The sequence below is a fragment of the Micromonospora sp. NPDC052213 genome, assembly GCF_040679695.1.
Taxonomy (GTDB): domain Bacteria; phylum Actinomycetota; class Actinomycetes; order Mycobacteriales; family Micromonosporaceae; genus Micromonospora.
The window spans coordinates 42914-61518 of record NZ_JBFAVI010000018.1 but is presented as its reverse complement, the minus strand read 5'-3'; the positions used below and the strand labels follow the sequence as shown (position 1 = coordinate 61518).

The window sequence follows — 18605 nt, the reverse complement described above, 5'->3', positions numbered from 1 at the left end:
GAAAGGTCAGGAGGAGGCCGGCGTGGGGTCGCCCGCCACGGCCTGGTCGACCGTCGGGTAGGTGTGCAGCACCTCGACGAGGCCGCTCACCTCGAGGATGCGGAGCACCCCCCGCTGCGGGGCGGCCAGCCGCACCACGCCCCCGGCCTCGTCGCAGCTGTTCTTGGCGCGGACGAACACCGACAACCCGGTGGAGTCGCAGAACGAGACGTTCGCCAGGTCGAAGACGAGCCGGCTGCGGCCCTTGTCGAGCAGGTCGGTGATCTGGTCCTGCAACTGCGGTGCGGTCGCCATGTCCAACTCGCCCGCGACCGACACGACGACCACGTCGCCGCGCTGTTCCGTGTGCACCGTCAAGGACATTCGCCAGACCTCCCGTTATCGGGGAAACGGTATCCCACGATCGGGGTCGTACGCAGAACGGGAACCGGTATCCGGTGGTCACCGTCATTCGCTTGCCGTGCGGCAACTAGCGACCCGGCCTCCGATGGTAGAGTCCGCCGGTCCAGGTCGAAGGGGGTTTGCCATGGCGCTGAGCGCCGAGGAGAGCGGCCGGCTGGCGAGTCTGCTGACGGGTCATGCCGAGCGGATCACGCAGCGTTGGACGGAGATCGTCGCCGGGTCGCTGCGCGGGCGACTCAGCCAGGGGGAACTGCGCCGGCAGGTGCAGGAACTGCACGGCAGCATGGTGACCGCCGCCGAGCACGGGGCCGTCGACCTCGACGCCGAGCAGGCCACCGAGCTGCGCGCCGTGCTCGCCGAGCTGTCGCGGGGCCGGGCCCGGCAGGGCTTCTCCGCCTCCGAGACCGCGATCAGCGTGTTCGCGCTCAAGGAGGCGCTGCTGGAGCTGATGGAGGCCGAGGGCGGCTCCGGGACGCTCCGCGACTACGTCGCCTTCTCCGGGCTGATCGACCAGATGGGCCTGTTCACCTTCGAGAGCTTCGTCCGCACCCGCGAGAGCCTCATCGCCGACCAGGCGGAACAGCTGCTCGAACTCTCCACCCCGGTGGTGAAGCTCTGGGAGGGCGTCGTCGCCGTGCCGCTGGTCGGCACCCTCGACTCGGCCCGCGCCCAGGTGGTGATGGAACGGCTGCTCCAGACCCTGGTCGACACCGGCTCGCCGTACGCGATCATCGACATCACCGGCGTACCGGCGGTGGACACCCAGGTCGCCCAGCACATCCTGAAGACCGTGGTGGCCGCCCGGCTGATGGGCGCGGACTGCATCATCTCCGGCATCCGGCCACAGATCGCGCAGACCATCGTGGCCCTGGGCATCGAGTTCGGCGACATCGCCACCAAGGCCAGCCTCGCCGACGCGCTGCGGCACGTGCTCCGGCTCACCGGGGTCGAGACCGGCCGTCGGCTGCCGCGCCGGGAGGCGTGATGGAGCGGGTGCCGATCCTCAAGATCGGTGAGATCCTGCTGGTGTCCATCCAGGTCGACATGTCCGACCAGACGGCGGTCCAGCTCCAGGAGGACCTCGCGGAGCGGATCGTCGCGACCGGCTGCCACGGCGTGCTCATCGACATCACCGCCCTGGACATCGTGGACTCCTTCGTCGGGCGGATGCTGTCGACCATCGCCTCGATCTCCAAGGTGCTCGACGCCGAGACGGTGGTGGTCGGGATGCGGCCCGCCGTCGCCATCACCCTCGTCGAGCTGGGCCTGTCCCTCAACGGCATCCGGACGGCGCTCAACGTCGAACGAGGCATGGAGCTGATCGCGGCGGCGCGCGCGGACGAGCACGAGTTCGCGTTCGACGACGAACCGGACGCCGATACGACGGCCTCGTCATGACCGCGGGCGTCGACCTGGGCCAGCCGCAGGCGCAGGCGATCCGCAGCGACGAGGACGTGGTGCGCGTCCGGCAGCTGGTGCGTACGGTGGCGGTGGCGGTCAAGCTCTCGCTGGTCGACCAGACCAAGGTGGTCACCGCGGCGAGCGAGCTGGCCCGCAACACGCTGGTGTACGGCGGCGGCGGCACCGTCGAGGTGGGCACGGTGGACAACGGGACGCGGCGGGGCGTACGCATCGTCTTCGCCGACCGCGGTCCGGGCATCGCCGACCTCGACCTGGCACTGACCGACGGCTACACGACCGGGGGCGGGCTCGGCCTCGGGCTCAGCGGCGCGCGCCGGCTGGTCGACGAGTTCGACATCAAGACCGCGGTGGGCGAGGGCACCCGCATCACGGTCACCAAGTGGTCCAGATGACCGAGGACGTGGTCCCCGACCGTGGCATCTGGTTCCGCGTCGAGACCGGCAGCGCCGCCAGCGCGGTGCGCCGGGCCGCCGACCGGCTCGGCGACCAGCTCGACCTGGGCGAGGCCCGCATCGCCGACCTGGCGATCGTCGCCGCCGAGCTGACCAGCAACCTGGTCAAGCACGCCGAGGACGGCACGCTGCTGCTGCGGCCCGTCCGGCACGAGCGGGAGGCCGGCGTGGAGCTGGTCGCGGTCGACGCCGGGCCGGGGATGGCCGACCTGACCGTCTCCTCGCAGGACGGACACTCCACCACCGGCACGCTCGGCATCGGTCTCGGCGCGATCGTCCGCCAGGCCAGCTGGTTCGACGGCTACTCCCGGCCGGGGCGGGGCACGGTCCTCGCCGTCCAGGTCTGGCCGGACCGCGCCGGTGGGCGGGAGCGGCCCTGGGCCGGCGCGCTCACCCGGCCGCTGACCGGGGAGTCGGTCAGCGGCGACGGGTACGCCTGGCGGATCGTGGAGGGCCGGCGGCAGGTGCTGGTCTGCGACGGCCTGGGGCACGGGCCGCTCGCCGCCGCCGCCACCGACGCCGCGCTCGACGCGTTCCGCCGGGCGCCGGCGGGACCGCCGGCCGCAGTGGTCCAGCACCTGCACCAGGCGATGTCCCACACCCGGGGCGCGGCGCTGGCCGTCGCCGAGCCGGACCCGTCGGCCGGGGTGCTGCGCTACGCCGGACTGGGCAACATCTCCGCCGCGGTCATCGGCGGCGGCAAGCGCCGGGGCCTGGTCTCGCTGCCCGGCATCGCCGGGCACCAGCGTCCCCCGGTCCGGGAGTACGACTACCCCTTCGAGGCCGACGCCCTGCTGGTGATGCACAGTGACGGCGTGGTCGACCGCTGGCAGCTCGCCGACTTCCCCGGTCTCGCCGACCGGTCGCCCGTCGTGGTGGCCGCGTCGCTGCTGCGGGACGCCGGCACCCGCCGCGACGACGCGTGCGTCCTGGTCGCCCGGGCGTGGTCGTGACCGGGCCGGCCGGGGTGGCGCCGCTGCTCCAGATGGTGCTGCGGGTCGAACACGACATCTTCGTGGTCCGGCAACGGGGCCGTGAGGTCGCCGCCGCGGTCGGGCTGGAGCACCAGGACCAGGTACGCATCGCCACGGCGCTCAGCGAGGTGGCCCGGGACCTGCTGCGCGCGGTCGGCGGGGCGGACGTGACATTCACCCTGGTCCACGACGCCGTCGGTGGTGGGCGGCACCTGCGGGTGGACCTCCTCCCGGTGCGCCCGCTGCCCGACGGGCGGTACGAGCCGCAGTCGGGTGCGGTGGCGCGGTTGGTGGACATGTTGGGCGTCGTGACCGGGCAGGGGGATACGGTCGTGAGGATGTCCCGACGTGTCCCGGTCACCGCCGAGGTGCTGACCCCGGAGCGTCTCGCCGAGCTGCGCGCCGAACTCGGCCGGAACGCCCCGGGCAGCGCCCTCGACGAGTTGGCCGCCCAGAACGCGCAACTGATCGCCGCCCTCGACGAGGTACGCAGCCAGCGCGACGAGCTGGCCGTGCTCAACGAGGAACTGGCCGAGACCAACCGCGGCGTGATGGCGCTCTACAACCAGCTCACCGAGGAGCTGGAGGAGACCAACCGCGGCGTGGTCGCGCTCTACGCCGAGCTGGACGAGAAGTCCGCCCAGTTGCGGGCGGCCAGCGAGTCGAAGAGCCGGTTCCTGGCGAACGTCAGCCACGAGCTGCGCGCCCCCGTCACCGCGATCATGGGACTCGGCCGGCTGCTGGACGACTCCGCCTCCGACCCGCTCACCGCCGAGCAGGCCCGCCAGGTCGGGCTCATCCGCTCCTCGGCGAGCGACCTGCTCACGCTGGTCAACGAGCTGCTCGACCTGGCCAAGGCCGAGTCCGGCCGGATCGAGCCCGACTGGGCCGAGGTGGACCTGCGGCCGCTCTTCGGTCAGCTGCGCGGCACGCTGCGGGCCCTGGCCACCCGGCCGGAGGTCGAACTGGTGGTGGAGGAGCCGCCGGTCCCGGCCACGCTGCGCACCGACGAGGTGCTGCTCGCCCAGGTGCTGCGCAACCTCCTGCACAACGGGCTCAAGTTCACCGAGCGTGGGGAGGTCCGGCTGCGGGCGGAGCGGCGGGACGACCGTTGGCTGCTGTCCGCCTCGGACACCGGCCCGGGCATCGCGCCCGAGCAGCACGACCGGATCTTCGAGGAGTTCTACCAGGTGCCCGGCGCGACCCGGGTGGGCGGCACGGGCCTCGGCCTGCCGTACGCGCGGCGGCTGGTGACCCTGCTCGGCGGCACCCTGGAGCTGGCCAGCGAGCCCGGGCGGGGCAGCACGTTCATCGTCAGCCTGCCCGCGGGCGGAGCGTGACGGTGGAGGGCGGCCCGGCGACCGTGCTGGTGGTCGACGACAGTCGCACCAAGCGGTACCTGCTGGTCAGCTGGCTCTCCCGCGCGGGTTTCACGGTGCTGGAGGCGGAGACCGGCGGCGAGGCCCTGGCCCGCGTCGGCGTGGACCCGATCGACCTCGTGGTGCTCGACGTGCGGCTGCCCGACCTGAGCGGGTTCGAGGTCTGCGAACGGATCAAGGCCGCGCACCCGGCGATGCCGGTGATCCACGTGTCCGCCCACGCGGTGGACGTCGTGGACCGGGCGCAGGGGCTGACCCGGGGCGCGGACGCGTACCTGGCCGAGCCCATCGAGCCGGAGGAACTGGTCGCCACCGCGCACGCGGTGCTGCGCTACTACCGGGCGCGGCAGCGGGCGGAGCTGCTCGCCGAACGGCTGCTCGGGCTGGCCGACACCACGGTGGCGATGCACTCCGCGCCCAACTTCGCGCGACTGCTGGAGGCGGCGGCGGCCGGGGCGGCCCAGATCTTCAAGAGCCCCGCCGCGGTGATCGCCGAGACGTTCGACGGCGACTGCGTCGCCGGGATCGCGGGCGGCCCCGGCGGCACGGTCACGCTCGTTCCGTGGCTCGTGGACGACAGCGGCGTGCCGATCGGGACGACGGTCCGGGTGGACGATCCGGCCGGCTGGGGCCTGGTCGACTGGCCGGCGGGGGACACGGTCACGGTGGCCGCGACCCGGCTCCGCGAGGACCGCCCGCCGCTCTACGTCGTCGTGCCCACCGCGACGCAGACCGCCCGCACCCCCGTGCTGGTGCAGCTCGCCCAGGCCGTCGCGTCGGCGGTGGAGGCGCAGCGCTCCTTCGACGAGGAGCACCGCATCGCGGTCACCCTCCAGCGCAGCCTGCTGCCGCGCCGGATTCCCCAGATCAACGGGCTCGACCTGGCCGTGCGCTACGAGCCGGCGAGCGCGCAGACCGAGGTGGGCGGCGACTTCTACGAGCTGGTGATGCTCGACGGCCACCTGCTGCTGGCGATCGGTGACGTGGCGGGTCACTCGTTGCACGCCGCGACCGTGATGGCCGAGCTGCGGCACGCGGTGCGGGCGTACGCGGTGGAGGGACACCAGCCGGGCGAGATCCTGGAGCGGGTCAACGAGCTGATGCGCACCCTGCTCCCCACGGAGCTGGCCACGATCTGCCTGCTGCTGCTGCACCCGCCCACCGGCCGGGTCCGGCTGGCCAGCGCCGGCCACCTGCCGCCGGTGCTCAGCCTGAACGGCAAGGTGGAGTTCGTGCAGCACTCGGCGCCACTGCTCGGGGTGCGCGCCCAGCGACCGCCCGACCTGGAGTTCGTGCTGCCGGCCGGGGCGACGCTGGTGTTCTACACCGACGGCCTGATCGAGCGGCGGGACACCACGATCGACGACGGGCTGGCCGCCCTGGCCGCGGCCGCCGGGCGGATCGACGACGACCTGGACCGGTTCTGCGAGCGGCTCCTGGTCGAGCTGGCCCCGCCGGAGATCCAGGACGACGTCGCCGTGGTCGCCCTCCGCCGCCGCTGACGCGCGGGAACGGCACCCTGTCGACGGCTGGCGCTGTGGAAGGGGCCGTCCTGACGCCGGCAGGCGGGGCGGGCGTCAGCCGACCGAGCGGGCGTACGCGGCCGGCGAGACGCCGATGACGGCGGTGAACTCGCGGACCAGGTGGGCCTGGTCGCTGTAGCCGAGGTCCGCCGCGAGCGCCGCCCAGTCCGGCGGGCCGCCCGCGGCCTGCTCGACGGCCTCCTGGAGCCGGTACCGGCGGATCACCCACTTCGGGCCGACGCCGACGTGCGCGAGGAACAGGCGTTGCAGCCGGCGGACGGAGAGCCCGTGCCGTCGGGCGAAGTCGTCCACCCGCAGCACCGTCCGGTCGGCGCGGATCGCCTCGACCAGGCCGATCACCTCGTCGGTGACCGGGTCGGCCGCCGGCGCCCAGCCGAGCAGCAGGTCGTCCAGCGCCCGGCGGCGCTCGGCGTCCGTACCGTCGCAGCGGCCGGCGGCCGGCGGCCAGCGGTCGGCGAGCGACGGGACCGGCCACCGCCGCCCGGTCAGCTCGGCGACCGACCGCCCGCGCCAGAACGGCCGGAAGCCGCCCGGCCGGAACTGGACCCCGCTGACCCGGCCGACGCCGGAGAGCGTGATCGAGAACAGTTTCCGCCCCACGCCGGCCACCTCGGCGCTCTCCGGGCCGTCGCCGTCGCGCCGGAACACCACGTTCACCGCCGGGTGCGGCACGACCTGCTGCGTGAGCGGCTCGGTCAGCTCCCAGTCGACGAGCCAGTAGTGCTCGACGTACGGCCGGAGCGCCACGGCGGGCAGGTGCCGGCGGAAGCGGACCTGGCGCAGCAGCCGGGCCGGGTCCAGGATGCCCCGGCTGTCCCCGCGCGGCTGCTGTCGCATTTCTTCAAGACCATCCTCATACGCTGGCCGTATGGCAACCCAGACTAGTGACCTGCTGGCGGTGGCCGCGCCACCGACCGTGGCGGTGGTGCGTGGCATCGCCGACGACCAGCTCGACCTGCCGACGCCCTGCCGCGAGTACGCGGTGCGCGACCTGCTCGACCACCTCTTCCAGGTGGTGGTGAACTTCCAGGCCCTCGCGGCGAAGCGCCCCGTCGAATGGGCGGACGGGCCCGGCCATCTCACGGACGGTTGGCGCGACCGGTTCGAGGCCGAGACGCGGCGGCTGGTCGACGCCTGGTCCGACCCGTCCTCGCTGGAGGGCGTCTCGCCGGGGATGGGCATGCCGCAGAGCACGGTCGGCGGCATGGTGCTGCTGGACCTGACGGTGCACGGCTGGGACCTCGCCGTCGCCACCGGCCAGCCGTACCGGCCCGCTCCGGAGGCGACGGCCGTGCTGCACGAGCTGGTGGGGCAGCTCGGGCCGCAGGCCCGGAAGATGGGCGTCTTCGCGGAACCGGTGTCGAGCGCCGCCGACCTGCCGGAGTTCGACCGGCTGCTCTGCCACACCGGCCGCGACCCCGGCTGGCCCCCGACCGCCTGACCGGCCCGACCGCCTGAGCCTCACCGGCCCGGGCGGCTCTCCGCCGCCCGGGCCTCCCTGCCGCCCGGCCTGCTGTTCCTCGGTGCGCGGTGGTGGAGAAACTGTGGGGAACCTGAGCTGTGTAACGCCGGCGGCGACATGGGCGCTGTTTGCTCCGGAGGCCCGGCCGGACGGGCCCCTGGCCTGGGCCGGAAGGCCCGTCGCGTGTGGCAGCGGGAGTTCAACAGATGCACAACCAGCCAGGCGGAGCGCCGCCGGTGTTCGTCGACCGGACCGGGCGTCGCCGCCGGCTCACGGTGATCGCCGGCACCGCGATGGGTCTGGGCCTGCTCACCAGCCTCGGCCTGATCGCCGCCGGCCTCTTCATGGACTCGTCGGTGTCGCTGCCCGGCTGGTCGGACAGCCGCCCGGCGGCACCGCTCGAAGCCGAGGTGGACGGCCGCGGCGAGCTGGGCGGCGCGTCGCCGACCGGCCCCCGTCCGTCACCCCTGACCAGCACCTCGGCCCCGGAGCCCACCCGCACGGCCGGCACCGCCCCGGCCACCGGCGCTCCCACCGCCCGGCCGACCCGCTCCGAGCAGCCTGGCCAGGGCGACGAGCGGCGCACCGCGAAGCCCAGCCGCTCCCCGGGCAAGCCGAGCTAGCGGTGGCGCGGCACGTCGCCCGCCGTGACCCGCGGGCACACTGGATCCTGCTCCTGCTCGGGCTGGCGCTGCTGCTCGCGGCGCTCACCGTCGACGGCCTGGTGACCGGGCTGGCCGGCGGCTCCGGCGGGGCGCGGGCCGACACGTCCGCCGGGCCGGCGGTGCCGAAGGAGGTCGCCGCCGGCGGGCCGGTGCTGCGGCTCGACCAGGATCGGCCGGTCAGCCGCGTCATGCCCGACCGGACGATCGCGCTGACCTTCGACGACGGGCCGGACCCGCGGTGGACGCCGCAGGTGCTCGACGCGCTGCGCCGGCACGGCGCGCGCGCCACCTTCTTCGTGGTCGGCGCCCGGGTCAACGAACACCCCGAGTTGGTCCGCCGGATCCTCGCCGAGGGCCACGAGCTGGGCTCGCACAGCTTCACCCACGCCGACCTCGGCGCCGCCGCCGACTGGCGGCGGGACCTGGAACTCTCGCTCACCCGCAAGGCGGTCGCCGGGGCGGTCGGCCGCGAGGTCACCCTGCTCCGGCCGCCGTTCTCGTCGCACCCGTCGGCGCTGACCGGCCCCGAGTACGCCGCGCTGCGCGCCGCCGCCGGCACCGGCCACGTCGCCGTGCTCGCCGACCGGGACACCAAGGACTGGCAGCGGCCCGGCGTGTCGGCCATCGTCGAGGCCGCCACCCCCGAACGGGGGCGCGGCGCGGTGGTGCTGATGCACGACGGCGGCGGCGACCGGGCCCAGACGGTGGCCGCCCTCGACCGGCTGTTGCCCGCGTTGACCGAGCAGGGCTACCGGTTCACCACCGTCTCGGAGGGGATCGACGCACCGGCCTCCATGGTGCCGGCGGGCGGGGGCAGCCGGCTCGCCGGCCACGCCCTCCGGTGGACCCAGGCCGGCGCCGGCTGGCTGGCCGGGGCGATGGACCTGCTGCTCGGGCTCGCGCTGGTGCTGGGCGTGGCCCGGCTGGTCGTGCAGGTGATCTGCGCCCAGGTGCACGTGCGGCGGGTCCGCCGACCGGGGCGGGCGCGGCCGGCGATCACCGCGCCGGTGTCGGTGATCGTGCCCGCGTACAACGAGGCCGCGAACATCGCCGCGACCGTCCGGTCGCTGGTCGCCAGCGACTACCCGGCGCTCGAGGTGATCGTCGTGGACGACGGGTCCAGCGACGACACCGCCGGGATCGTCGAGCGGCTCGGGCTGCGCGGGGTGCGGGTCATCCGGCAGGCCAACGCCGGCAAGCCGGCGGCGCTGAACACGGGCATCCGGGTCGCCCGCGCCGACCTGCTGGTGCTGGTCGACGGCGACACCGTCTTCCAGCCGGACACCGTGCGCCGGCTGGTGCAGGGCTTCGCCGACCCGACGGTGGGCGCGATCTCCGGCAACACCAAGGTCGCCAACCGGCGCCGGCTGCTCGGCCGCTGGCAGCACCTGGAGTACGTGATCGGCTTCAACCTCGACCGCCGGATGTACGACGTGCTGGAGTGCATGCCGACCATCCCCGGCGCGATCGGGGCGTTCCGCCGCGAGGTGCTGTTCGCCGTCGGCGGGGTGCCCGCGGACACGCTCGCCGAGGACACCGACCTCACCATGAAGGTGCTGCGGGCCGGCTGGCGGGTGGTCTACGAGGAGGCCGCCATCGCCTGGACCGAGGCGCCCTCCTCGCTGCGGCAGCTCTGGCGGCAGCGCTACCGCTGGTGCTACGGCACCATGCAGGCGATGTGGAAGCACCGGCACGCGCTGCGCGAGCGGGGCGCCGGCGGCAGGCTCGGCCGGCGCGGCCTGCCGTACCTGACGGTGTTCCAGATCGTGCTGCCGCTGGCCGCCCCGGCGGTGGACGTCTACGCCGTCTACGGCCTGATGTTCCTGCCCTGGTCGACGCTGGTGCTGGCCTGGGCGGGGCTGCTGCTGCTCCAGGCGGTCACCGCCGCGTACGCGCTGCGGCTGGACCGGGAACGCCCCGGCCCGCTGTGGAGCCTGCCGTTCCAGCAGTTGATCTACCGGCAGGTGATGTACCTGGTGGTGGTGCAGTCGGTGGTCACCGCGCTGATCGGCAACCGGCTGCGCTGGCAGCGGATGGCACGCACCGGCGAGGCGGCGGCCCTGATCCCCACTCCCCGCTGACCCGGCCGACCGGAACCGGCGGGCGGAGACGTCGTACCCGGCGGCGTGCCGGTCGCCAGCGCCGTCAGCGCGGACCGAACAGGCCGGCGGACCAGGAGAGGGCCAGCCCGAGCACCGCCGAGCAGCAGCAGACCAGCAGGGCGGCGGCGACCACCGCGAGGATCACCCAGGTCGATCCGCGCCGGGCCACGCCCGGCTCCATTGCCGCGTCGCCCCGGTCGCCGTTCCCGTCGGGGGAGCCGGGCGGATCGTCCTCCGCCCGGCTCCCGTGCGTTCCGGTCACCCCGCCGTGGCTCAGGCGCGACCGAGACGGTCGAGGATCCAGGCGTTGATGAACGCCTCCTCGCGCCACGCGTCGTAGCGACCGCTCGGCCCGCCGTGGCCGGCGCCCATCTCGGTCTTGAGCAGGTAGTCGCCCTGCGGGGCGACCGCCCGCAGCCGGGCGATCCACTTCGCCGGCTCGTGGTAGAGCACGCGGGTGTCGTTGAGGCTGGTCACCGCCAGGATCGCCGGATAGTCCACCGCCCGCACGTTCTCGTACGGGGTGTAGGACTTCATGTACGCGTACACCTCCGGGTCGTCGAGCGGGTTGCCCCACTCCTCCCACTCGGTGACGGTCAGCGGCAGCGACGGGTCCAGGATCGAGGTCAGCGCGTCCACGAAGGGCACCTGCGCGACGATCCCGGCGAACGCGTCCGGGGCGAGGTTGGCCACCGCGCCCATCAGCAGCCCGCCGGCCGAGGCGCCCCGGGCGACGAGCCGGTCGCTCGCCGTCCAGCCGGCCTTGACCAGGTGCCGGGCGCAGGCGACGAAGTCGGTGAACGTGTTCTTCTTGGCCAGCAGCTTGCCCTGGTCGTACCAGCGGCGGCCCAGTTCGCCGCCACCGCGGATGTGCGCCACGGCGAAGATGACGCCCCGGTCCAGCAGGGACAGCCGGGCGATGGAGAACCACGGGTCCATGCTCGCCTCGTACGAGCCGTAGCCGTAGATCACGCAGGGGGCGGAGCCGTCCTTCGGCGTGCCGGCCCGGCAGACCAGCGAGATCGGCACCCGCGTCCCGTCGTCGGCGAGCGCCCAGTCGCGGTGCTGCTCGTAGTCGGCCGGGTCGTACGCCCGACCGTCCGGCCCGGGCTTCACCGGCTTCTGCCGGCGCAGCACCATCTGCCGGGTGACCAGGTCGTAGTCGTAGACCGAGTCGGGGGTGACCAGCGAGGTGTAGCGCAGCCGGATCTGCCTGGTCTGGTATTCCGGGTTGCTGTCCAGGCCGACGCTGTAGAGCGGCTCCGGGAAGTCGATGTCGAAGGCGTCGCCGCCGCCGATCGGCAGCACCCGCAGCCCGGTCAGCCCGTTGCTGCGCAGCGAGACGACCAGGTGGTCGGCGAAGGCGTCCACCGCCTCCAGCCGGGTGCCGGGCGAGTGCTCGATCAGCGGCACCCAGTCGCCGGGCGTGTCCGCCGAGGTGTACGCCAGCGCGAAGTCCTCGGCGCCGTCGTTGTGCAGGATCAGGAAGCGGTGGCCGTGGTGCTCGACCGTGTATTCCACGCCCTGCCGCCGGGGGGCCACGGACGCGGGCACGCCGGTCGGGTTGCCGGCCGGGATCACCAGCACCTCGCTGGTGATCTTGCTGTGGATGTCGATGAGGACGAACTTCTCGGAGCGGGTCAGCTCGACGCCGACCCAGAAACGCTCGTCGTCCTCCTGGTGGACCACCACGTCCTCGCTCGACGGGGTGCCCAGGGTGTGCCGCCAGACCCGGTTGGGCCGCCACGCCTCGTCCACGGTCACGTAGAACAGCACGGAGGCGTCGGCGGACCACGCGGTGCCGTAGAAGGTGTCGGGCACCTCGTCGGGCAGCAACTCGCCGGTGGAGAGGTCCTTGACCCGCAGCGTGAACCGCTCGTCGCCGGAGAAGTCCGTCGAGTATGCGAGCCACCGCCCGTCGGGGCTGACGTCGAACGCGCCGAGCGCGAAGAAGTCGTGCCCCTCGGCGAGCAGGTTGCCGTCGAGCAGCACCTCCTCGCCCTCCAGCGGCGCGCCGTCCGCGCTGACCGGCGGGTCGGTCTCGCCGTCCCGGACGGCCCGGCGGCACTGCACGCCGTACTGCTGCCCCTCGACCGTGCGGGTGTAGTACCAGTAGCCGCCCTTGCGGCTGGGCACCGACAGGTCGGTCTCCTGGGTGCGCCGGCGGGTCTCCTCGAACAGGTCGGCGCGCAACCCGTCGAGATGCGCCGTCCGGGCCTCCGTGTACGCGTTCTCGGTGGTCAGGTAGGCGATCGTCGCCGGATCGTCCTTGGTGGCCAGCCACGCGTACTCGTCGGTGACGGTGTCGCCGTGGTGGGTGCGCTCGCTGGGCACCCGCTTCGCCGTGGGCACGGGGGTCTCGGTGGTCACGGCGTCACGTTACCGGCGCGGGTCGCCCTCCGGGTGGCCTCGTCGGTCGACCCGCCGCCACATCTTTCGAACATGTGTACGATGACCGGCATGGCGGCAGCAGCGAGTTCCACCGACCGGCCCGGAGCCCTCGACATCACCCGGCGGTTGACGGAGATCTGCGGCCCGCCGTTCGCCCGCCTCGCGGGCCCGGCCGACGAGGTGGCCGGGCGCCCGGCCCGCTGGGTGGCCGTGCCCGGCGGCCCGCACGCCGCCGCCCAGGTGCTGCGGCTGGCGGCCCGCCACGACCTGACCGTCGTGCCGCGCGGCGCCGGCACGAAGATCGACTGGGGCGCCGCCCCCGACCGGGTCGACATCATGCTCGACACCGGCCGGCTCGCCGGGATCGGGCACCAGCCGACCGGCGCGCCCACCGCCGAGGTCGGCGCGGGCACCCCGCTGCGCGCGGTGCAGGCCACGCTCGAACGCACCGGGCAGCGGCTCGCGGTCGACGCCCCCTCGCCCGGCGCGACCCTCGGCGGTGTGCTCGCCGCCGGCGAGGCGGGCCCGCTGCGGCACCGCCACGGCAGCCCGTGCGACCAGCTCCTCGGCGTGCGCTACCTCGACGCCGACGGCGAGCTGGTCAACGCCGGCGGCGGCGTCGACGGGCTGGAGCTGGCCCGGCTGCTCTGCGGCTCGCAGGGGGCACTCGGCGTGCTGGTCTCCGCGACCCTGCGGGTGCAGGCCGTGCCGGCCGGCCGGATCTGGGTCACCCGGCCGGTCTGGACCCCGCTCGAGGTGCACGACCTCGTCCGCACGGTGCTCGCCGCGCGACTCGACCCGGCCGCGGTCGAGCTGGACCTGCCGGCCGGCGCGGGACCCCGGCCGCGCCAGGACGGCCGGGCCGAGTCGATGGCGCGACACCCGTCCATGGCGGGGCGCGCCGCGCTCGGCCCGGCCGGCGCCGGCCGGCTCGCGGTGCTGCTGGAGGGCGGCCCGGCCGACGTCGCCGAGCGGGCCGACCGCCTGGTCACGCTCCTCGGCGGCAGGTCCGGGGTCAGCCACTCGGCGCCGGAGTGGTGGCGCCGCTACCCGTTCGGCCCGGGCGACACGGCGCTGCGGATCGAGGTGCCGATCGCCGACCTGCACGCCGCCGTCTACGCGCTGCGCGACGCCGCCGGCACCCCCGTCCCGGTGCGCGGCTCCGCCGGCCTGGGCGTCGTGCACGCGGCCCTGCCCGGCGCCATGGCTCCCGACCGGGTGGCGTCGATCCTGGCCGCCGTCCGCGGGGTGCTCCTCGCCCGGCAGGGGCGGTGCGTGGTGCTCTCCGCGCCGCCGGCCGTCCGGCGGGCCGTCGACCTGTGGGGCGAGCTGGCCGGGCTGCCCCGGCTGCGCGCGGCCAAGGAGCACCTCGACCCCCACCACCGCCTCGCCCCGGGCCGCCTTCCCGGCGGCCTCTGACGAGGCCGCGTCGTCAGGCGGCGTCGTTGCGGAGCACCAGGATGGCGATGTCGTCGCGGGGCGCCTCGGCCGAGAAGCCGAGCGCGGTCGAACGGAGCCGGGCGGCCACCACGTCGGCCGAGTAGCCGGCGAGCGGGGCGGCGGCGTCGCGCAGCCGGTCGGTGCCGAACAGCTCCCGGCCGCGCCGCCGCTCCGTGACCCCGTCGGTGTAGAAGACCAGCGAGTCGCCCGGCTCGAGCGGGATCTCCGCCGTCGGCGAGGTGATCGCGTCGAGCAGCCCGAGCGCCGTGCCGCCGGCGCCGACGAAGGCGGCCCCGCCAGCGGAGCGCAGCAGCACCGGCCGGTCGTGGCCGGCGAGGTGCAACGACACGTCGAGCTGCGTGCCGTCGCCCGGCCCGACCGCCGCGAGGGCCAGCGTGCAGTACCGCCCGCCACCCCGCTCGACCAGCGTCTCGTTGACCCGGGCCAGGGCCTCCGGCAGCGGCTTGCCGTCGCCGACCAGCACCCGGATGACGTCGCGGACCAGACCGGTCACCGTGGCCGCCTGAACCCCCTTGCCCGAGACGTCGCCGACCACCACCAGCCAGCGCCCGTCCGGCAGCGGCACCACGTCGTAGAAGTCCCCGCCGACGTCGGCGTCGTCGCCGGTCGGGACGTACTCGGCGGCGAAGCCGATGCCCTCGACCACGGGCAGCACCGGCGGCAGCAGCGACTGCTGGAGGGTCTGCGCGACCCGGCGGCGCTCGGCGTGGATCCGGGCGTTCTCGATCGCCAGCGCCGCCCGCCGTGCCACGTCCTCCAGCACGGCGACCTCGTCCGGGTCGTGCCGGTGCCGCTGGTGCCGGCCGACGGCCAGGGTGCCGAGGCGCTGCCCCCGGGCGATCAGCGGCACCGCGAAGCCCTCCATCGGCGCGCCGAGCGGCATCTGCGTGCCGTTGCGGGACGCCTCCCGCAGCCGGGCCTGGACCGACTCCGGGCCGGTCTCCTGGAGCACCTTGTGCAGGTGGGGCAGCACCGACTCGTCGGCGTGGCTGGCCGCCGCGAGGCGCAGCCGGCCCCACTCGTCGGTGGTGTGCACCGCGCACCACTGCCCGAGCCGGGGCACCACGAGCTGCGGGATGAGCGCCATCGTCAGCTCGACGTCCAGGGACTGCGCGAGCAGCTCGCTGGCCTCCGCGAGGAAGGTCAGCCAGGCCTGGCGGCGGACGTCCGCCCGGCGCAGCCGGTCGTTCTCCAGGTGCAGCGAGAGCCGCTCGGCCATCAGCACCGCCAGCGGCCGGGCGTACGCCGACGGCGCCGCGTCCAGCTCCAGCTCCCCGCTGTACGGCCGGTGCACCGCCAGCGGCACCCGGAGCAGCTCGTTGCCGGGCCGGGGCTGGCGGCCGTACCGGGCCAGCACCTGGGCGCCCTGTCCGTCCCCCCGGTCCAGCCGGACCACCCCGCCGGCCGCGCCGACCATCTCGGCGACCCGGGTGAGCAGACCGGTCGCGAAGTCGGGCAGCGGGTCCTCGGCGTACGGGTCGGGGGTGGTCTGCATCAACTCGCTCATCGCCCCCGCGCTCGGCGCGGAGCTCTCCGCCGTCGCGGCGGCGCCACCCCCGGCGGCCGCGGCCCTCGGCGCCGTCTCCCGCCCGGCGTGGGTCTCCCCGTCGCCGGCCGGGTCGGGCCGGTCCAGCCGGAACCAGACGCCCTTGCCCGTGGGCAGGTAGGTGGTGCCCCAGCGGTTGGCGAAGTGGTCGACCAGCAGCAGGCCCCGGCCGCGCTCGGAGATCTCGTCGATGTCCGTGGCGTCGTTGCGGACTCCGACGGTCAGCTCGTCCACCGGGCCGGCCGCGAAGTCGGAGACGGTGACGGTGAGCCCGTCCGGGTCGGCGACGACCTCGATGTCCAGTTCGGTGCGGGCGTGTTCCACCGCGTTGGTGGAGAGTTCGGTGGTCAGCAGCAGCGCCTCGTTGACCAGCTCGTCCAGGTGTGCCTCGATGAGCACCGAGCGCACCAGCGCCCGCGCCGCCGCGGGCGTACGCCGGTCGGCGGGGAGCCGGACGCGCCGGACGTGCTGGTCTCGGCCCCTGGTCTCCGCGGGCCCCGTCTCCGCTGACACCCTCGTATCCTCCACCGCCGTCCGCTCGGCTGCCAAGCCGGTGCCGGACGAGCGGCGCCGAGGGCGTCGGGTCGCGCGTGACAGCCGGCGGCGGGACGGGCGGAACAGGGCGGTTGCCGCGTGTGGCGACCGGCCGGGCAGACGGGGCGGAACGGGACGGGCAGGATGATTGCCGCGCGTGGCGAGCGGCCGCGCAGACATGGCGGCGGCGACGTCGCGGGCACAATGATGGGATGGCCTGCGTCGCAGGAGTCGGTGGCCCCGAGCTGAGCGAGGAATGATGACCACGGCGAAACAGTCGGCGACCGCGGATCCCTCCGCGCCCGACCACGAGGCGCTCCTCGTCGAACTGACCGAGGCGCTGCGGCGGGTCGGCCGCGGCGACCTCAAGGTCCGGCTGCCCCGACGGGCGGGCCGGGCCGGCGAGGTCGCGGACGCCTTCAACGAGGTCGTCTCGCTCCAGGAGCGGCAGTACCTCGACCTGCGGCGGATCAGCCGGATCGTCGGCCGGGACGGCCGGCTCACCGAGCGCCTGGACGACGAGGGGCTGGACGGCTCCTGGGCGGAGGGCCAGCGGGCCGTCAACTCGTTGATCGACGACCTCGGCCGGCCCACCACCGAGATCGCCCGGGTCATCGTGGCGGTCGCCGAGGGCGACCTGTCCCAGCACATGGCGTTGGAGATCGACGGCCGGCCGCTGCGCGGGGAGTACCTGCGCATCGGGCGCACCGTGAACACGATGGTCGACCAGCTCTCGTCGTTCGCGGACGAGGTGACCCGGGTGGCCCGCGAGGTGGGCACCGAGGGCAAGCTGGGCGGCCAGGCCGACGTGCGCGGCGTCGCCGGCACCTGGAAGGACCTCACCGACTCGGTGAACACCATGGCGTCGAACCTGACCGGCCAGGTGCGGTCGATCTCCCAGGTGGCGACGGCGGTGGCCAAGGGCGACCTGTCGCAGAAGATCACGGTCGGGGCGCGCGGCGAGGTCGCCGAGCTGGCCGACACGATGAACTACCTGACCGACACCCTGCGGCTCTTCGCCGAGCAGGTGACCCGGGTGGCCCGCGAGGTGGGCACCGAGGGCAAGCTGGGCGGCCAGGCCGACGTGCCGAACGTGGCGGGCACCTGGAAGGACCTCACCGACAGCGTCAACTCGATGGCGTCGAACCTGACGTCGCAGGTGCGCAACATCGCCCAGGTCTCCACGGCGGTGGCGCGGGGCGACCTGTCGCAGAAGATCACCGTGGCGGCGCAGGGCGAGATCCTGGAGCTCAAGGACACCGTCAACACGATGGTGGACCAGCTGTCGTCGTTCGCCGACGAGGTGACCCGGGTCGCGCGGGAGGTGGGCATCGAGGGCAAGCTGGGCGGCCAGGCCCAGGTGCGCGGCGTCTCCGGCACCTGGCGCGACCTGACGGAGAACGTCAACCAGCTCGCCGGCAACCTGACCAGCCAGGTCCGCAACATCTCCCAGGTCTCCACCGCCGTCGCCAAGGGCGACCTCAGCCAGAAGATCACGGTCGACGCGCAGGGCGAGATCCTGGAGCTGAAGAACACCGTCAACACGATGGTGGACCAGCTCTCGTCGTTCGCCGACGAGGTGACCCGGGTGGCCCGCGAGGTGGGCACGGAGGGCAAGCTGGGTGGTCAGGCCCAGGTCAAGGGCGTCTCCGGTACGTGGCGGGACCTGACGGACAACGTGAACTCGATGGCGTCGAACCTGACGTCGCAGGTGCGCAACATCGCCTCGGTGACCACGGCGGTGGCGAAGGGCGACCTGTCGCAGAAGATCACGGTGGACGCCCGCGGCGAGATCCTGGCGCTGAAGTCGACGGTCAACACGATGGTGGACCAGCTCTCGTCGTTCGCCGACGAGGTGACCCGGGTGGCCCGCGAGGTGGGCACGGAGGGCAAGCTGGGCGGTCAGGCCCAGGTGCGCGGCGTCGCCGGCACCTGGCGCGACCTGACGGACAACGTGAACTCGATGGCGTCCAACCTGACCGCCCAGGTGCGCAACATCGCCCAGGTCTCCACCGCCGTCGCGAAGGGCGACCTCAGCCAGAAGATCACGGTCGACGCGCAGGGCGAGATCCTGGAGCTGAAGTCGACCGTGAACACGATGGTGGACCAGCTCTCGTCGTTCGCCGACGAGGTGACCCGGGTGGCCCGCGAGGTGGGCACGGAGGGCAAGCTGGGCGGTCAGGCCCAGGTCAAGGGCGTCTCCGGTACGTGGCGGGACCTGACGGACAACGTGAACTCGATGGCGTCGAACCTGACGTCGCAGGTGCGCAA

16 protein-coding genes are annotated in these 18605 nt (G+C 74.2%); 11 read left to right on the top strand and 5 right to left on the bottom strand.

All coding sequences use genetic code 11. The features are described from left to right. Positions 1 to 6 precede the first annotated feature (6 nt). Positions 7 to 363: an STAS domain-containing protein gene (locus AB0L34_RS07485; protein WP_092381119.1), complete on the bottom strand. Its 357-nt coding sequence runs from the start codon at positions 361 to 363 to the stop codon at positions 7 to 9. Between the two features lie 163 nt (positions 364 to 526). Here AB0L34_RS07485 and AB0L34_RS07480 point away from each other — a divergent pair, with 163 nt between their 5' ends. Genes AB0L34_RS07480 through AB0L34_RS07455 form a run of 6 tightly spaced genes read left to right on the top strand, consistent with a single transcriptional unit; the run spans position 527 to position 6131 of the window. Beyond that, positions 527 to 1387 (top strand): STAS domain-containing protein, encoded by an 861-nt coding sequence (locus AB0L34_RS07480; RefSeq protein WP_357449500.1) that lies wholly within the window; start codon positions 527 to 529, stop codon positions 1385 to 1387. Beyond that, positions 1387 to 1800, top strand: coding sequence for an STAS domain-containing protein (locus AB0L34_RS07475; RefSeq protein ID WP_363702752.1), 414 nt, complete (start codon positions 1387 to 1389; stop codon positions 1798 to 1800). Before AB0L34_RS07480 ends, AB0L34_RS07475 begins: the two co-directional genes overlap by 1 nt. Beyond that, positions 1797 to 2216 carry an ATP-binding protein gene (locus AB0L34_RS07470; RefSeq protein ID WP_363702750.1) on the top strand — a complete coding sequence of 140 codons (420 nt, stop codon included), beginning with the start codon at positions 1797 to 1799 and terminating at the stop codon, positions 2214 to 2216. The genes AB0L34_RS07475 and AB0L34_RS07470 overlap by 4 nt, the downstream gene beginning before the upstream one ends. Beyond that, on the top strand, positions 2213 to 3229 hold the full coding sequence (locus tag AB0L34_RS07465; RefSeq protein ID WP_363702748.1) for a SpoIIE family protein phosphatase: 1017 nt from the start codon (positions 2213 to 2215) through the stop codon (positions 3227 to 3229). Before AB0L34_RS07470 ends, AB0L34_RS07465 begins: the two co-directional genes overlap by 4 nt. 32 nt (positions 3230 to 3261) lie before the next feature. After that, positions 3262 to 4590, top strand: a complete 1329-nt coding sequence (locus AB0L34_RS07460) for a sensor histidine kinase (RefSeq protein WP_363702768.1) — start codon at positions 3262 to 3264, stop codon at positions 4588 to 4590. A gap of 2 nt (positions 4591 to 4592) precedes the next feature. Then, positions 4593 to 6131 carry a SpoIIE family protein phosphatase gene (locus AB0L34_RS07455; protein WP_363702746.1) on the top strand — a complete coding sequence of 513 codons (1539 nt, stop codon included), beginning with the start codon at positions 4593 to 4595 and terminating at the stop codon, positions 6129 to 6131. A 75-nt stretch (positions 6132 to 6206) separates the two neighbouring features. On the opposite strand, the gene AB0L34_RS07450 is transcribed toward AB0L34_RS07455, so the two are convergent. Next, on the bottom strand, positions 6207 to 7010 hold the full coding sequence (locus AB0L34_RS07450; protein WP_363702744.1) for an AraC family transcriptional regulator: 804 nt from the start codon (positions 7008 to 7010) through the stop codon (positions 6207 to 6209). Between the two features lie 31 nt (positions 7011 to 7041). On the opposite strand from AB0L34_RS07450, the gene AB0L34_RS07445 reads away from it, so the two are divergent. The 3 genes from AB0L34_RS07445 to AB0L34_RS07435 all read left to right on the top strand — a co-directional run bounded on the left by AB0L34_RS07445 (position 7042) and on the right by AB0L34_RS07435 (position 10381). Continuing rightward, positions 7042 to 7614, top strand: coding sequence for a TIGR03086 family metal-binding protein (locus tag AB0L34_RS07445; RefSeq protein ID WP_363702742.1), 573 nt, complete (start codon positions 7042 to 7044; stop codon positions 7612 to 7614). A gap of 227 nt (positions 7615 to 7841) precedes the next feature. Then, entirely contained in the window at positions 7842 to 8258 is a 417-nt protein-coding gene (locus AB0L34_RS07440; protein WP_357449479.1) for a hypothetical protein, read from the top strand. 2 nt (positions 8259 to 8260) lie between these two features. Beyond that, positions 8261 to 10381 carry a bifunctional polysaccharide deacetylase/glycosyltransferase family 2 protein gene (locus AB0L34_RS07435; protein WP_363702740.1) on the top strand — a complete coding sequence of 707 codons (2121 nt, stop codon included), beginning with the start codon at positions 8261 to 8263 and terminating at the stop codon, positions 10379 to 10381. A gap of 64 nt (positions 10382 to 10445) precedes the next feature. Here AB0L34_RS07435 and AB0L34_RS07430 read toward each other — a convergent pair whose 3' ends face one another. Together AB0L34_RS07430 and AB0L34_RS07425 are read right to left on the bottom strand one after the other, a co-directional pair. Beyond that, the gene (locus AB0L34_RS07430) at positions 10446 to 10664 is read right to left on the bottom strand and encodes a hypothetical protein (RefSeq protein ID WP_363702738.1); all 219 of its coding nucleotides are present in this window, start codon (positions 10662 to 10664) and stop codon (positions 10446 to 10448) included. An 11-nt stretch (positions 10665 to 10675) separates the two neighbouring features. Next, complete coding sequence (locus tag AB0L34_RS07425) at positions 10676 to 12772, bottom strand: S9 family peptidase (RefSeq protein ID WP_363702736.1); 2097 nt, start codon at positions 12770 to 12772, stop codon at positions 10676 to 10678. Positions 12773 to 12862: 90 nt separating this feature from the next. On the opposite strand from AB0L34_RS07425, the gene AB0L34_RS07420 reads away from it, so the two are divergent. After that, on the top strand, positions 12863 to 14212 hold the full coding sequence (locus AB0L34_RS07420; RefSeq protein WP_363702734.1) for an FAD-binding oxidoreductase: 1350 nt from the start codon (positions 12863 to 12865) through the stop codon (positions 14210 to 14212). A gap of 13 nt (positions 14213 to 14225) precedes the next feature. Here the strand turns inward: AB0L34_RS07420 and AB0L34_RS07415 are convergent, their stop codons facing one another. Continuing rightward, positions 14226 to 16313 carry a SpoIIE family protein phosphatase gene (locus AB0L34_RS07415; protein ID WP_363702732.1) on the bottom strand — a complete coding sequence of 696 codons (2088 nt, stop codon included), beginning with the start codon at positions 16311 to 16313 and terminating at the stop codon, positions 14226 to 14228. A gap of 280 nt (positions 16314 to 16593) precedes the next feature. Between AB0L34_RS07415 and AB0L34_RS07410 the strand changes: the two genes are divergently transcribed. Then, positions 16594 to 18605: HAMP domain-containing protein (locus tag AB0L34_RS07410; RefSeq protein ID WP_363702730.1), on the top strand; the 2012-nt coding region annotated here is incomplete at its 3' end.

Coding starts and splice junctions, on each gene's coding strand:
- AB0L34_RS07485 (WP_092381119.1), bottom strand. CDS start 363: ATGTCCTTGACGGTGCACACGGAACAGCGCGGCGACGTGGTCGTCGTG.
- AB0L34_RS07480 (WP_357449500.1), top strand. CDS start 527: ATGGCGCTGAGCGCCGAGGAGAGCGGCCGGCTGGCGAGTCTGCTGACG.
- AB0L34_RS07475 (WP_363702752.1), top strand. CDS start 1,387: ATGGAGCGGGTGCCGATCCTCAAGATCGGTGAGATCCTGCTGGTGTCC.
- AB0L34_RS07470 (WP_363702750.1), top strand. CDS start 1,797: ATGACCGCGGGCGTCGACCTGGGCCAGCCGCAGGCGCAGGCGATCCGC.
- AB0L34_RS07465 (WP_363702748.1), top strand. CDS start 2,213: ATGACCGAGGACGTGGTCCCCGACCGTGGCATCTGGTTCCGCGTCGAG.
- AB0L34_RS07460 (WP_363702768.1), top strand. CDS start 3,262: ATGGTGCTGCGGGTCGAACACGACATCTTCGTGGTCCGGCAACGGGGC.
- AB0L34_RS07450 (WP_363702744.1), bottom strand. CDS start 7,010: ATGCGACAGCAGCCGCGCGGGGACAGCCGGGGCATCCTGGACCCGGCC.
- AB0L34_RS07445 (WP_363702742.1), top strand. CDS start 7,042: ATGGCAACCCAGACTAGTGACCTGCTGGCGGTGGCCGCGCCACCGACC.
- AB0L34_RS07440 (WP_357449479.1), top strand. CDS start 7,842: ATGCACAACCAGCCAGGCGGAGCGCCGCCGGTGTTCGTCGACCGGACC.
- AB0L34_RS07420 (WP_363702734.1), top strand. CDS start 12,863: ATGGCGGCAGCAGCGAGTTCCACCGACCGGCCCGGAGCCCTCGACATC.